Genomic DNA, 14405 nt, shown 5'->3' on the forward strand with positions numbered 1-14405 from the left:
TGTGATACTCAGCTGTTTGAGTATAGTTCCTACACGCCTAAGGCCCCGCAGCCCTTCGAAGCGGCGCGCGGCCAAATCTTGCCATCCCTCTTTGTCATACGCCCCAAGCGACTATCACGATCAGCCAGCTCACTCACACTTAGTCACGGCGTAAAGCCTAGCCATGCGTAAAGCCTAGCTAAAGATCTCCTCCACCAGCTCGATCGCCTCGTCAAACTGATAGGCGTTCACCATGTTGAGCACGGGCGCTATCTTATTAGCCAGTGACTTAGGTAGACGATCGCGGATCGCCTGCAGCTTCTCCACCGCCTCGGCGTCCGCCTCCTCCAGCATCTTGAGCAGCTCCTTGATGGCGGCATCCAGCTCCTGGGCCGACATGGCTGGCGCATCGGTAGCCGCCCCGGGCTCGGTGCCATCTTCTTGCGGCAGCGTCTCGGCCCCGGTCTGACTGAGCCAGTCGCCTATGGTGGCGCACAGGCTGTCTAACAGCTCACCCATCTGAGTCAGCGCCTCTGTCACATCGGCCTGGATCGAATCGCTGAGTGTCTGCTCCACCTGCTTGGCCAGGGTCACCAGCTCGGGGCAACAGAGGTTACCGGCCACCCCCTTGAGGGTGTGGGCGTAACGCACCGCCTCCTCCTGCTTGCCCTCACGCTGTGCGGTGGCGATAAGCTCGGCGCAGCGGGACTGACCCGTATAGAAACGCTCGAATATCCGCCGGTAGAGACGCGCCGAGTTCTGCACCAGCTGCAGTCCCTTGTCGATATCCAGCGCCGGGTGCTGTGGCCAATAGGCATCCTGACTGTGCTGATGTGTCTGCTCAGTGCTGGTCTCCTCTATGACCTGACTGTCATCCCCCAGGTATTCCAGCAGCGTCTTGTAGAGCAGCGACACCTCAATAGGCTTGGCGATATGGTCGTTCATACCGGCGCGCAGGCACATCTCCTTATCCCCAGCCATGGCGTTGGCCGTCATGGCGATCACCGGCAGGTCTGCCAACTCGGGACGCTTACGCAGCTCGGCGGTGGCCTGATAGCCATCCATTACCGGCATCTGACAATCCATTAGCACCAAGTCGAAGCTCTGCATGGCCAGCTTCTCCAGCGCCACCTGACCATTCTCGGCAATCGAGAGGATCACCCCCACCTGCTCGAGGAACTCGCTGGCCACCTCTTGGTTCATCTCGTTGTCTTCCACCAGCAGGATGCGCTTGCCCTTGAGCTGCGCCAGCAGGGCGGGGCTTATCTCACTGCCCTTGCGCCGCACCGGCATGGCGCCTTGCTTACCCAGGGCCGACATGATGCCGTCCAACAGGCGTGAGGCGCTGATCGGCTTAGTGATATAACCCGAGATCCCCGCCTGCTCCGCCTTGTCAATAAAATCACCGTCGGCATGGGCCGAGACGATCAGCGTCTTGGGCGGGTTAGCGCGCTCGCTCAGCAGTCGCCGCGCCGTCTCCAGGCCGTCCATCTCAGGCATGCGCCAATCGATCAGCGCCACCCCATAGTCGGTCTCCTGACAGCGACTGAGCGCCTCGGCGCCGCTGCGCACCGTATCCACAGTAAAGCCCATGCTTTCGAGAGTGCTGCGCAGAATATCCCGGGCGGTGGCGTTGTCGTCGGCCACCAGAATCCGCATTCCTTCCAGCTCCTGGGCCACCTTGATCAGCTGATTGTCGGCGACCTTGAAGCGCACGCTGAAGAAGAAGGTACTGCCGTTGCCGAACTGGCTCTCGACGCCGATCTCGCCGCCCATGAGTTCCACCAGCTGCTTGCAGATCGCCAGCCCAAGGCCGGTGCCGCCATACTTGCGGGTGGTGGAGCTGTCGGCCTGACTAAAGGACTGGAACAGCTTGCCGCGCTGCTCTTCGGTGAGGCCTATGCCGTTGTCGCGCACGCTGAACTTGAGCAGTATCTCCTCATCCTCGCGCACCAGCTGGCTGATCGACAGCATCACCTCGCCCTGCTCGGTAAACTTGATGGCGTTGTTCATCAAATTGATCAACACCTGACTGAGTCGCAGCGGATCCCCCACAAGATGGCGGGGAATGTTGGGCGCCACGGCAAACAGCAGCTCGAGCTGCTTGTCGGCGGCCTTGACCGAGAACATGTCGCTGAGATCTTCCAGCATGGTATCGAGCTGGAAGGGCACCGCCTCGATATCCAGCTTGCCCGCCTCTATCTTGGAGAAGTCCAGGATGTCGTTGATGATCCCCAGCAGCGACTTGGAGGCGCGGTCGATCTTTTCCACATAGTTCTGCTGCTTCTTATCCAAACTGGTCTGTAGACATAGCTGCGACATACCGATAATGGCGTTCATCGGCGTGCGGATCTCGTGGGACATGTTGGCCAAAAAGTCGCTCTTTGCCTTGCTGGCGGCGTCGGCCACATCCTTGGCCTGGGTCAGCTCCTCGGAGAGTAGCTTGAGGGAGCTGATATCCGCCATGGAGAGCACGGCGGAGCGATATTCCCCCTGCTTGTCCGACAGGCCGGTCATGTTGACGTCCATCCACCTGGCCTCGCCGGCCTGGTTGAGCAGACGGATCTCCAACTTGACGCTGTCGGCGCCGTCGCTCATCAGGTGTTTAAAGCTGTTCTTGGCCTCGAGCCCCTGCTCAGGGTCCTGATAATCGAAGAAGAGACTGCCCTTGAGCCGCTCGATCGGCAGCTGCAGGTATTGGCTGAACTGCTCGTTGCAATCTAAGATAACGCCGCGATCGTCGACATTGACTATGCCGATACCCGCGTTATCGAACAGAGCCCTAAAGTGCGCCTCGCGCTTGGCCAGCTCCCTGTCCATCTGCTTGCGCTCGCTGATATCCATCAGGTAACCGTTCCAGACTATGCTGCCATCGTCCTGACGATCGCCCCTGGCCCCCGCCTGTAGCCAGCGCTGCTCGCCGGTGGGGTGTTGGTAGCGAAACTCTTCAATCCATTTGAGCCCAGAGGCGCTCTCGCCGGAGAGGGCGCGAATGATGCGGGCCCGCTCCGACTCTATGATGCAATCGGCCACCAGGTCGAAGTTCGCCAGCAGCTGATCCCGGTGAAAACCCAGGGTGGTGATGCAGGCGCGGGAGAGGAAGGTGAAGTAGCGCTGATCGTTGGCTATCCAACGCAGCTGATAGACGGTGTTGGGGATCGACTCAGTGATCGTCTCCAGCTGCTGCTGGGACTGGGCAATCTTCTCCTGGGCCAGCTTGCTCTGGGTGACATCCTGTATACTGCCATCGAACCAGAGGGCATTGCCTTCATCGTCATAGCTGGCCTTGCCCTTCTCGTGCACCCAGCGCAGGCTGCCATCCCGGTGATGAATACGGTATTGCACCTCGAAGCTCTGCTGCTCGGCGATCCCCTTGTTGATCGCCGTGTCGGTGGCTTCCCTGTCCGCCTCCAGGATCAGGCTGGCAAAGACCCGCTTCTTGTTCTCGATAAAGTCGGCGGCGGGATAGCCGGTGATCTCGGCGATGTTGTCGCTGACATATTCCATCACCCACTGCTCGCCTAATCGGGTGCGGTAGACGGCGCCGGGAATGTTGCCCACCAGGCCTCGGAAACGACTCTCGCTGTCCTTGATCCGCTTGGCGGTGGCCAACTCTTCTGTCATGTCCCGTATCGAGGCCGCCACCTGGCGCAGTCCATCGCTGTCGGCGGGCAGCAGCCCAAGGCTGATCTCCACCGGAAACAGGCTGCCGTCGGCCTTCTTGGCCTTGAGCGTCTTCCCCAGCCCAAGACCCATGCGACGATCCACCCCTTCGCCGATAAACTTGGCTCTTAGGGCCTCATGATGCTTGACGCTATCGGGCACCAGCTGGTCGACATTCAGCGCCAGCATCTGCTGGGCATCAAAGCCAAACAACTGCTGGCAGCAACTGTTGCTGAAGACGACTTGGCCCTGCTCGTCGACGATCAACATAGCCTCGGGGGCCGATTCCAGCACGGCGTTAGACCAGGCCGCCGCCGAGAACTGTTCGGTCACATCGTTAAACAGCATCTCGATGGAGAGCAGCTCGCCGTTGTCCGACAATAGCGGCTGCATGAAGAGATCCAGGCGACGCACACTGCCGTTGGCGGCGATCATCTCCACCTGGTGGGGCGGTACACTATTGCCCTGCAGGGCGCTGTCCATGTACTCCCAGTTCGCCTCATTGATGGGGTTGTCGGAGAACATCCGCTGATATTTACGCTTGAGCAGATCCGGGCTGACTCCCAACACCTTCTCCACTCCGGCAGAGACCTGGGCGATCTGACCATCGGGCTCCAGCGAGCAGTAGAAGGACTTGTCACTCATGCCATCGATCAGCTTGGCGAAACGATTGCCGCGTGAATCCAGCAGCGCTTGCTCGCGCTGGGCCAGCACCTCGGCCAGCTCGTTAAACTTGTCCGTCAGGGTCTCCACCTCGGTCACCGCGCCCCGGGTGCCTTCGATATGTTTGGTCTTACCGGCGCCGAAGGCCACTATGCCGGCGGCCAGACGCTCGATGGGCAGTGACAGGCGTCTGGCGGTGAGATAACCCGTTAGATAGAGCACGGCGGAGATCAGCAGCAGAGTAAGCACCAGAGAGGAGAGCCCCATGTAGAGCTGATGGGAGAGCTTGTCCTCTTGGGTCATGATCACTACCCGCCAGTTGAGCTTAGGCACCACGCCCACGCTGGCAAGATAGGCCTGACCATCGGCGGCCAGCATGCGGCTGTTACCAGATTTAGCCGACTGGAGCAGGGTGATGAAGTCGCCGTTGTCATTTGATGGGGCGAGCCACTTATCTGTGCCCTGGGACATCAGCAGCTGCGCATCCTTGTGGTAGATCAGCCGTCCCTTGTCATCCAACACCAGCATGCGATCGGCATCGATCCCCGCCATGGCCGGCAGAGCGTCCAGGGCCAGATCCACTGTCACCACGCCCCAATAGGGGCTTGAGGGGCCGAAGGGCTGGGAGAAGGTGATCATCAAGATGTTGCCGGCACCCTCGTCGAAATAGGGCAGCGACCAATAGCCCTGAGGCTTGTCTATCGCCTCGCTCCACCAGGCCCATTGGCCGTCGGTGTAGTCATAGCTGTCGGCGCCGATATCCAGGAACTTCACGCCGTCCTGATCCCGGTAGACATAGGGGGCATAGGACTGCTGATTAGCCGTCAGGCTGGGGCGAAAGGCGATGGCGCTGGCATAGAAGTCGCTTTGGCGCTCCAGGCGCCGGGTCAGCAATGCCTTGAGCTCGCCACCTTGCTCGAGCAGCTGATCGCGACTCATCTGGCCTAAGAGGTCGGCAAAGGTGCGGGTATCCTTCTCGGCGAAGGAGAGAAAATGATGCACCCTGCTGGCCACCATCTCGGCCTGCTTCTCGAGATCGCCATAGAGGTAGCTCTCTTCGGCCCGGTAGTTAAACCAGGCGATCAGGCTCAACACCATGGCCATGATGGCGATAAGGGGTAAGGCAATCTGTACGATTATCCGGCTACGAAAGGTACGAAGTCTGCTCATGTCCATATTCCACAGTGCAATCGGCTTAGCGGCGCGCAGGCCTGCCACGGCTCACCCACTCAGTGCCAGTTTCATGACTTGACTAAGTAACGGGTAAGCTCACCCACTCCCGTGTCTGCCTGGGGCCGTTTTCCGACACGAAAGACTCTGCTCTTCAAATAGTGAAAACTTGCTAACTTCATGATGAACCAGAAAAATACTTGCTCATTAAATCACCTTGCCCATCGACAATCAACCAGTTAGCGCGATCTTTACCTTTGGTCGAACACTCGATTAAACAGGTGAAAAATAAGCCGCTTTTCACCAGCCCCTGAGCCGCCATCTGAAAGTAAAAATCCAACATCAAGTGCATGAGGTTTCACGACGATAGATCCTTTGCTCGAGGCGCTACGTAAGTAATACCAATCACGGTAAATAAGTGATCAGAAATAGCGCGGAAAAAACGTTCGAGAACAAGGCAGAATTTTTGATAAGTAGTTATTCTACAATCAAAAATACTAACGCCGTTATCGGGCATTTTAACAAGCTAAAATGATCAGTTACTTACTACGATTGGTATTTAATTATAACCCTGTCTATTGGCTCTGGTTGGCGGTTGCAATCTGCTATCGATAGAGTTATCAATGGGTTTAATGGGCTATTGATTTAATGGGCTATGGCTTTAATGGAAAGCCTGCCGCAAGCCAACTTCAGCGCTTGGGCGATCAAAGGATAAGGACTGGCAATGACGAGTGTCGCGACCCTGAGCGAGATCTCAAAGGGCTTTAACGACGGCGATAAGTTTCATCTTGTGCTGGACAGGCTCGACCTAGAGCTCGCCCTCGGCGAGACGGTTGCCCTCACCGGCCCGAGTGGAAGCGGCAAGAGCACGCTACTCAATATCATCGCCGGTTTCGAGCGCCCCAGCAGTGGCGCCCTCACCCTATTAACCCAAGATACCCGAACCTGGGACGACAGCCGCTGGAGCCAGTTCAGACACCACCAACTAGGCGTCGTCTTCCAGCAATTTAACCTGCTCACCCCGCTCAATGTCGAAGACAACATCGCCTTTCCCCTGCACCTGCAGGGAGACGGTTGGAACGCCTGGTGCGATCATCTGGTCGACGCGCTCGGGCTAAGGCCCCTGCTCAAGCGTCACGTGGAGGCCTTGTCTGGCGGTCAACAGCAAAGGGTGGCCATCGCCCGGGCCCTGGCCCACAAGCCAGCATTATTGCTGGCGGACGAACCCACGGGCAACCTAGATCAGACCACCAGCCTGGAGGTGATGGCGCTTATCTGCACCCTGGCGGCCGAGCACGACACCAGCATCTTGATGGTGACCCACTCCATGGAGTGCGCTGCCTTCATGCAGCGCCGTTGGCACCTGGATCTTGGTCGGGTGCATGAGTAGCCTAGTTGTTAACAGTCAGGCCAGAGACGGCGCCAAGGCGCTGCTGCGAGCCACCCGTCTTACCCTCAGGGTATTCGTCGCCCACTACAAGAAGGCGCCGTTGCAGGCCGGAGCGATACTGATCGGCATAGTGCTGGCGGTCACCCTGCTGACCGGCGTCAGGGCCACCAACGAGAGCGCCATCGACAGCTATGGCCAGGCCAACGAGCTGCTGAGCGGCCAGGCCAGCAATCTTGTCACCCCGCTGCCGGGTAAGGCGCTCTCTGAGAACCTCTATTTTGATCTCAGGGCCCAAGGGTTCCACCACAGCCTGGCGGTGCTTCAAGGCTCGGCCCTGGATAGCGCCCAGCACCGCTGGCAAGTCACCGGCAGCGATCTTATCGCCGCCCTCTCCGCCTTAGCGCCAAACAGTAAAAACAAGCCGCAAACAGACGAGCCATCAGATAGCAAGGTGCCCATGAGCGGCCCCCTGCCCCTGGCGGCCATGCTGGCGGGCGAGCCAATTGTGGTGATGAGTGAGGCCAACGCCAAGCGATTGCCAGAGCCCTGGCTTAGCCTCAACGGCATGCATCTCCAGGTGGTGGCGGTCGATGAGAGTTACAAGCTAGGCGATCGCCTGCTGATGGATATCTCCCTGGCCCAGCAGCTACTGGGCAAGCCGGGCGAGCTCAGTTATATCGCCCTGTTTGACCCGCCCGGCGAGCGTCAACAGCAGCGCCTTACATCCTTACTCATCGGCCGGGGCGAGCTGGTAGAGAGCGATAACGGCGAGGCGATGAAGGCCCTCACCAACAGCTTTCATCTCAACCTCACCGCCATGAGCCTGCTGGCCTTTATCGTCGGCCTGTTTATCGCCTATAACGGCGTGCGCTACAGCCTGCTCAAACGTAAACGGCTGATTATCCAGCTGCAGCAACAGGGCGTGCGCCGCGCCGCCATCATGCTCGCGCTGGGGCTGGAGCTCACCCTGCTGGTGCTACTGGGCTCACTCATCGGCTTCTTCCTCGGGCTACAGCTGAGCTTCTGGCTACAGCCTATGGTGTCTGTCACCCTAGAGCAGCTCTATGGCGCCAACATCTTGCCGGGAAGCTGGCGCTGGCAGTGGCTGGCCCAAGCTAGCCTGCTGACCCTGATCGCCGCCCTGCTAGCCTGCGGCTCCCTTTTGAGGCAGATGCTCAATCAGCCCCTCGCCCAGAGCAGCGGCCAGCTCAGTCAGCAGCGCAGCAGCCAGCCGGCGCAGAATCGCCTCATGCTATTGGCCTGCACGCTGGGCATCATGACCCTTATCCTGATGCCGCTCAGCCAAGACTACCGATTCACCATGGCGCTGCTGGGTCTGGTGGTGATCGCCATTCCTTTGGCCCTGCCTTATCTGCTCAGGCAGCTCATCGGCCTGCTACAGAGAATCAGCCCCAAGGGGCTTATCGGCTATCAGATCAGTGAGACCCGGGAGCTGCTGGCGCCGCTGTCGCTGGCCATGATGGCCATGCTGCTGGCGCTCACCGCCAATATCGCCATGAACAGCCTGGTGGGGAGCTTCGAGATCACCCTCAAGCAGTGGCTGGACGCCAGGCTCCATGCCCAGCTCTACCTGCGCCCACCTGCCAGCCAGATGGCCGAGGTGGAGAAGGCGCTGAGCCAGGCCCCCGAGGTGACCGGCCTCTACAAGCAGTGGCTACTCAAGAGTCACTACCAACAGACGCCCATCTTCCTGCTGACCCGGGATCCCTACTCCATCGAGCACACCACCATCATCAAGCAGGCGAGGCCGGATCTGTGGCGAGATTTTTTCTCGGCCGATCCCGAGACTAAGCCACTCGCCTTAGTCAGCGAGCCCTTCGCCATCAAGCAGGATAAGCAGCTGGGTGATAAGATACAGATAGCGGCCCTGGGCGAGGCCGAACTCACCATAGGCGCCATCTATTATGATTATGGAAATCCCTACGGCGAGGTGATCATCCCGCCAGCCCTGTGGCGCAGGGCTAACCTTAGTGAGACGCCCTTGAGTCTGGCCCTCACCCTGAGCACTGATGTGACCGGGTTTAGCCAGCAGATCCAGACGCGCTTCCAACTGCCAGACGCGCTGGTCTACAGCCAGGAGAATATCAAGGCTCAGGCGATCACCATGTTCAAGCGCACCTTCTCCATCACCCAGGTGCTTAACAGCCTGACCCTGATGGTGGCCGCCATCGGCCTGTTCAGCGCCTGTTACATGTTGACCCAGGCACGCCTGGCACCTATCGCGCGCCTCTACGCCCTGGGGGTCAATCGCCGTCAGCTGGTGTGGTTGGTGGTTGGCCAGATGCTGCTCATGGTACTGCTCACCTGTCTGGTGGCCCTGCCGACGGGCGCCCTGCTGGGGTACCTGCTGATCCATAAGGTGACCCTGCAGGCCTTCGGCTGGACCATCGCCATGGTGTGGGACTGGCTCGCCTACCTCGAGCTGGTGGGACTGGCGCTGCTGGCCAGCACGCTGGCACTCGCCTTCCCCCTCTATCAACAAACCAGACGCCCCCTGGTGTCGAGCCTGCAACGGGAGGTCATATGACGCGCCGGCAACACCATGGAATGATAGCGCTAATGCTAACGGCCCTCTTGCTACCTAGCCTTATGCTGCTGGGCTGCGACGCGCCCAAACAGGAGTCGAAAGGCATGGGGGATCTCATGGGCTCAGCTTCTGGTTCTGATTCAACGTCTGGCGGCTACGCCAAAGTGCTTCCGGGAAAACCACTTAGCTTTCCTAAAGATCATCTGGCCCACGATGACTTCAGACAGGAATGGTGGTATCTCACCGCCAACCTCACCACAGATACGGGCGAACCGCTGGGGCTGCAATGGACCCAGTTTCGCATCGCTCTCTTACCTAGTTCACTCGATTCACCACAATCTCCTGGCACAAAAGAGTCGCCGACTTCAAAAGCGCCAAAGCTAGAGAAACTAAAGTCAGAGAAACCAAAGCCAGAAACATCCTGGGCGACCAAGCAGCTCTACATGGCCCACAGCGCGGTCACCACCAGTGAGACCCATAAGGCGAGTGAGCGCTGGTCTCGCGCCTACCCCAAGCTGGCGGGGACAAAGGCCTCACCGCTCACCATAGCCCTGGATGACTGGCGCTGGCAGAGCGAAGGAGACGATCTGTTTCCGGCGACACTAACGGTTAACAGCGACGACTTTAGCTATCAGTTAACACTGAGTAGCGGCGCGCCGTATCAGCGACAGGGGGATGAGGGCTACAGCATCAAGAGCGCGGATGGCGAGGTGGCCTCCTACTACTACAGCCAACCCTTCATCGCGATCACCGGCAGTGTCACCCTGGATGGCAAGGTTCACGGCGTCAGCGGGCAGGGTTGGCTGGACAGGGAGTGGAGCTCGCAGTTTCTCACCCGTCAGCAGCAGGGCTGGGACTGGTTCGCCCTGCGCCTCGACGAAGCCTCTACCCTGATGCTGTTCCAACTCAGATCTAAGGGAGATTCCTTTTACAGTGCGCGGCGCATGTTCGCCGACGGCAGCGGCCGCAACATAGCGAGCAGTGGCATCAGGATGAAAGCGACTGAGTGGCACAAGATAGACGGGGCCAACTACCCCATCGCCTGGCAGATAGCCATTCCCAGCGAGCAGTTAAACCTCAACATCTCGCCCCTTAACCCAAACAGCTTGATGCCGCTCAGCGTGCGCTACTGGGAGGGCCCAATACAGGTAAGCGGCTCCCATCGAGGCCAAGGCTATATGGAGCTGACCGGCTACTAGCTCGAACTGCGCCCTAGCGAAAAGGGGAAATTCTGACTAAGGCAGCGGCCTGCGCTTCTTACCGGTCCACATGGCCCGCACCAGATTCTCCCTGTGGGCCAGGCTGCCGACGATCACCCCGGCGATATGCACCACAATCAGCGTCAGGCTGAAGTTGGCGAAGAACTCATGCACCTCCTCCAGCGCCCCATCGGGCCAAGTTGCCACAAAGGTGGCAGCCAGCGGGCCATGGCCTGTGGTGGCGTAGAGCGCCATGCCGGTCAGCGCCGTCAGCGAGACGCAGACGATCAGCGCCACTATCATCAGGCCGCCGGCGGGATTATGGCCCAGATAATCTTTCGCCCTGCCGGCAAAGAGCTGCTTGAGGTACTCCATCGCCTGGGCCGGAGGCCTGACAAAACTGCTGAATCTGGCATATCGAGTGCCCACCAGCCCCCAGATAATACGTAGCGCCAATATACCTAAGATGATATAGCCGCCGTAGCTGTGCACCAGCATCCATTCATCCTCACCCTCGGTGAGATAAGTCAGGGTAAACAGCAGCACCAAGGACCAATGAAACAGACGAATAAAGAGATCCCATACGGGGATCTCCCGCGTATTTTCCTGTGTCATAGCTAGCTCCCTCCCGGGCAAAACCCAAATCACTAAATTAGCGCCAGCCCAACTAAGCTTGGGCTTTCGCCGCAGGGGCAGATATCACCTTTGCCCCTCTTTTGGTTATACGCCCCGATGCCAAATTGAGCAAATTAACGACTGTTAAGGTGTTTGAAAACCTAAGTTGTCCAGCCCTAAAAACTGTTTAAATTTCGAACTGAGAGGCAGGTCACACGAAAAACTTTGATCTCGATCTACAAAAGCTCCAGTTACCTCTCAAGAGGTATACCCCTATCAAAAGCAAGGATTAGACTGAATCCTATCCTAATGCGGCCAAGTCCCTAAATATCGCCAATATCCCGGGAAGCAAGGCCGCCACAGAAGGGTTAACCCATGACACAGGAATATCATGTGACCAGCCTGGTGGTACACGCCGCCCCCGGCCAGGTCGCAAAAGTTACAGAGGATATCAACGCCCTTGCGGGTGCGGATATTCACGCCGTCACCGACGAGGGTAAGTTCATCATTACTCTGGAGGGGGCCACCCAAGGTGCGATCCTCGATAACGTCGAAGCCATTAACGCCCTTAGCGGGGTGTTATCAAGCAGTCTTGTCTATCACCAAGTTGAACCAATAGAAGAAAAGAGTGAGGAAACACCATGAGCATTAGCCGTCGCGAGTTTCTAAAAGCCAACGCCGCAGTTGCCGCTGCGACCACGGTTGGCGTCACTCTGCCAGTGAAGATCGTTGAAGCCGCTGAGCAGAATGACAACATCAAGTGGGATAAGGCCCCCTGCCGTTTCTGCGGCGTGGGCTGTAGCGTTTTGGTCGGCACCAATAACGGCAAAGTCGTTGCCACCAAGGGCGATCCAGAAAGTCCGGTCAACAAGGGCCTTAACTGTATTAAGGGCTATTTCCTATCCAAAATCATGTACGGTAAAGACAGGCTAACCACGCCGCTGCTGCGCATGAAGGACGGCCAGTATGACAAAGAGGGTGAGTTTACCCCGGTCAGCTGGGACAAGGCCTTCGACACCATGGCCGAGAAGTGGAAAAACACCCTCAAGACCAAGGGTCCTACCGCCGTCGGCATGTTCGGCTCTGGCCAGTGGACGGTATGGGAAGGCTACGCCGCGTCTAAGCTGCACAAGGCAGGTTTCCTCACCAACAACATAGATCCAAACGCCCGTCACTGTATGGCATCGGCCGTGGGTGGCTTTATGCGTACCTTCGGTATCGACGAGCCTATGGGCTGCTACGACGACTTAGAAGCCGCCGATCAGTTTGTACTCTGGGGCGCCAACATGGCCGAGATGCACCCGATCCTGTGGGCACGCCTGTCAGACAGCCGCCTCAGCAAGCCAAACAGCCGCGTGCATGTGCTGTCGACCTTCGAGAACCGCAGCTTCGATCTCGCCGACAACCCTATGGTGTTCCGCCCTCAGTCTGATCTGGTGATCCTCAACTTCATCGCCAACTACATCATACAGAATGGCGCGGTAAACAAAGAGTTCGTCAGCAAGCATACTAAGTTTGCCCTGGGCACCACAGATATCGGCTATGGACTGCGTCCAGACCATCCGCTAGAGAAGAAGGCCAAGAACCCAGGTAACGGCAAGTCGACCGCCATCAGCTTCGACGAGTACGCCAAGTTCGTCAGCACCTATACCCTGGAATATGCCGCCAAGATGAGTGGCGTCGAGCCTGAAAAACTCGAGACTCTGGCCAAGGCTTACGCCGATCCAAGCGTGAAGATCATGAGCCTTTGGACCATGGGTATCAACCAGCACGTACGTGGTGTGTGGGCCAACAACATGCTCTACAACATCCACCTGCTGACAGGTAAGATAGCCACCCCAGGTAACAGCCCATTCTCGCTGACGGGTCAACCATCAGCCTGTGGTACCGCCCGTGAAGTGGGTACCTTCGCCCACCGTCTACCAGCCGACATGGTTGTGGCCAATCCTAAGCACAGAGCCGTCACCGAGAAGCTGTGGCAGCTGCCGGAAGGCACGATTCCGCCTAAGCCTGGCTTCCACGCCGTGCTGCAGAGCCGCATGCTCAAAGATGGCAAGCTCAACTGTTACTGGACCATGTGTACCAACAACATGCAGGCCGGTCCTAACATCAACGATGAGATCTATCCGGGCTTCCGTAACCCAGACAACTTCATCGTGGTCTCGGATCCTTATCCAACGGTCACCGCCATGGCCGCCGACCTGATCCTGCCGACCGCCATGTGGGTCGAGAAGGAAGGTGCCTATGGTAACGCCGAGCGCCGTACCCATATGTGGCACCAGCAGGTGAAGGCACCCGAAGGCGCCAAGTCAGATCTCTGGCAGCTGGTGGAGTTCTCTAAGCGCTTCAAGGTGTCAGAAGTCTGGCCCGCCGAGCTGGTGGCCAAGAAGCCTGAATACGCCGACAAGACGCTCTACGACGTATTGTTTGCCAACGGGGTGATCAACAAGTTCCCCACCTCAGACTGCAAGGGCGAGCTAAACGACGAGTCAGAAGCCTTCGGCTTCTACCTGCAGAAGGGTATCTTCGAGGAGTACGCCCAGTTTGGTCGCGGCCATGCCCACGACTTAGCCGACTTCGACACCTACCACGAGACCCGTGGCCTGCGCTGGCCTGTGGTCGAAGGCAAGGAGACGCTGCGCCGCTTCGTCGAAGGTAGTGACCCCTATGTCAAAGCAGGTGAAGGCTATAATTTCTATGGTAAGCCAGACGGTAAGGCGGTGATCTTCGCCCTGCCTTACGAGCCTGCCGCGGAAGAGCCTAACGCAGAATACGATCTCTGGATGTCGACGGGCCGTGTGCTCGAGCATTGGCATACAGGGTCTATGACCGCCCGCGTACCTGAGCTGTACCGCGCCTACCCAGATGCACAGATCTTCATGCATCCGGACGACGCCAAGGCCCGTGGTCTTAAGCGTGGTGATGAAGTGGTCGTGGCCTCGCCTCGCGGTGAAGTCAAGACACGTGTTGAAACCAAAGGCCGGAACAAACCGCCACGAGGCGTGGTATTTATGCCATTCTTCGACGCGCGCCAACTGGTCAACAAGTTGTTACTGGACGCCACGGATCCCCTCTCGAAAGAGACGGATTTCAAGAAGTGTCCGGTAAAAGTGATGAAAGCCTAAAGCGGTTCATCGAACCCTTTAATCGCTTGAGTCAAACATCAGATATGAAGAGC

Annotated in this window: 7 protein-coding genes; 5 read left to right on the top strand and 2 right to left on the bottom strand. The window is 58.3% G+C overall.

The window, feature by feature from the left end; genetic code table 11:
• Positions 1 to 174 precede the first annotated feature (174 nt).
• Entirely contained in the window at positions 175 to 5481 is a 5307-nt protein-coding gene (locus K0H80_RS16355) for a PAS domain S-box protein (RefSeq protein WP_220074015.1), read from the bottom strand.
• A 718-nt stretch (positions 5482 to 6199) separates the two neighbouring features.
• On the opposite strand from K0H80_RS16355, the gene K0H80_RS16360 reads away from it, so the two are divergent.
• From K0H80_RS16360 to K0H80_RS16370, 3 genes are read left to right on the top strand one after another with little or no spacing between them, the layout of a single operon-like run.
• Positions 6200 to 6865 (top strand): ABC transporter ATP-binding protein, encoded by a 666-nt coding sequence (locus K0H80_RS16360; RefSeq protein WP_220072281.1) that lies wholly within the window; start codon positions 6200 to 6202, stop codon positions 6863 to 6865.
• Positions 6858 to 9413 (top strand): ABC transporter permease, encoded by a 2556-nt coding sequence (locus tag K0H80_RS16365; protein ID WP_220072282.1) that lies wholly within the window; start codon positions 6858 to 6860, stop codon positions 9411 to 9413. Before K0H80_RS16360 ends, K0H80_RS16365 begins: the two co-directional genes overlap by 8 nt.
• A 20-nt stretch (positions 9414 to 9433) precedes the next feature.
• Positions 9434 to 10612 (top strand): lipocalin-like domain-containing protein, encoded by a 1179-nt coding sequence (locus K0H80_RS16370; RefSeq protein ID WP_434086653.1) that lies wholly within the window; start codon positions 9434 to 9436, stop codon positions 10610 to 10612.
• Between the two features lie 36 nt (positions 10613 to 10648).
• Here the strand turns inward: K0H80_RS16370 and K0H80_RS16375 are convergent, their stop codons facing one another.
• Positions 10649 to 11227, bottom strand: coding sequence for a cytochrome b/b6 domain-containing protein (locus tag K0H80_RS16375; protein WP_220072284.1), 579 nt, complete (start codon positions 11225 to 11227; stop codon positions 10649 to 10651).
• A 375-nt stretch (positions 11228 to 11602) separates the two neighbouring features.
• On the opposite strand from K0H80_RS16375, the gene K0H80_RS16380 reads away from it, so the two are divergent.
• Positions 11603 to 11872 carry a chaperone NapD gene (locus tag K0H80_RS16380; protein ID WP_011867001.1) on the top strand — a complete coding sequence of 90 codons (270 nt, stop codon included), beginning with the start codon at positions 11603 to 11605 and terminating at the stop codon, positions 11870 to 11872.
• Positions 11869 to 14352: a nitrate reductase catalytic subunit NapA gene (napA, locus tag K0H80_RS16385; protein WP_220072285.1), complete on the top strand. Its 2484-nt coding sequence runs from the start codon at positions 11869 to 11871 to the stop codon at positions 14350 to 14352. Before K0H80_RS16380 ends, napA begins: the two co-directional genes overlap by 4 nt.
• The last annotated feature ends 53 nt before the right edge of the window (positions 14353 to 14405 follow it).

This window comes from Shewanella aegiceratis, from assembly GCF_019457495.1.
GTDB classification, from domain to species: Bacteria; Pseudomonadota; Gammaproteobacteria; order Enterobacterales; family Shewanellaceae; genus Shewanella; species Shewanella loihica.

What these genes read in the sequence shown, in the direction of transcription:
- K0H80_RS16355 (WP_220074015.1), bottom strand. Translation starts at nt 5,481, where the DNA reads ATGGACATGAGCAGACTTCGTACCTTTCGTAGCCGGATAATCGTACAG.
- K0H80_RS16360 (WP_220072281.1), top strand. Translation starts at nt 6,200, where the DNA reads ATGACGAGTGTCGCGACCCTGAGCGAGATCTCAAAGGGCTTTAACGAC.
- K0H80_RS16365 (WP_220072282.1), top strand. Translation starts at nt 6,858, where the DNA reads ATGAGTAGCCTAGTTGTTAACAGTCAGGCCAGAGACGGCGCCAAGGCG.
- K0H80_RS16370 (WP_434086653.1), top strand. Translation starts at nt 9,434, where the DNA reads ATGATAGCGCTAATGCTAACGGCCCTCTTGCTACCTAGCCTTATGCTG.
- K0H80_RS16375 (WP_220072284.1), bottom strand. Translation starts at nt 11,227, where the DNA reads ATGACACAGGAAAATACGCGGGAGATCCCCGTATGGGATCTCTTTATT.
- K0H80_RS16380 (WP_011867001.1), top strand. Translation starts at nt 11,603, where the DNA reads ATGACACAGGAATATCATGTGACCAGCCTGGTGGTACACGCCGCCCCC.
- napA (WP_220072285.1), top strand. Translation starts at nt 11,869, where the DNA reads ATGAGCATTAGCCGTCGCGAGTTTCTAAAAGCCAACGCCGCAGTTGCC.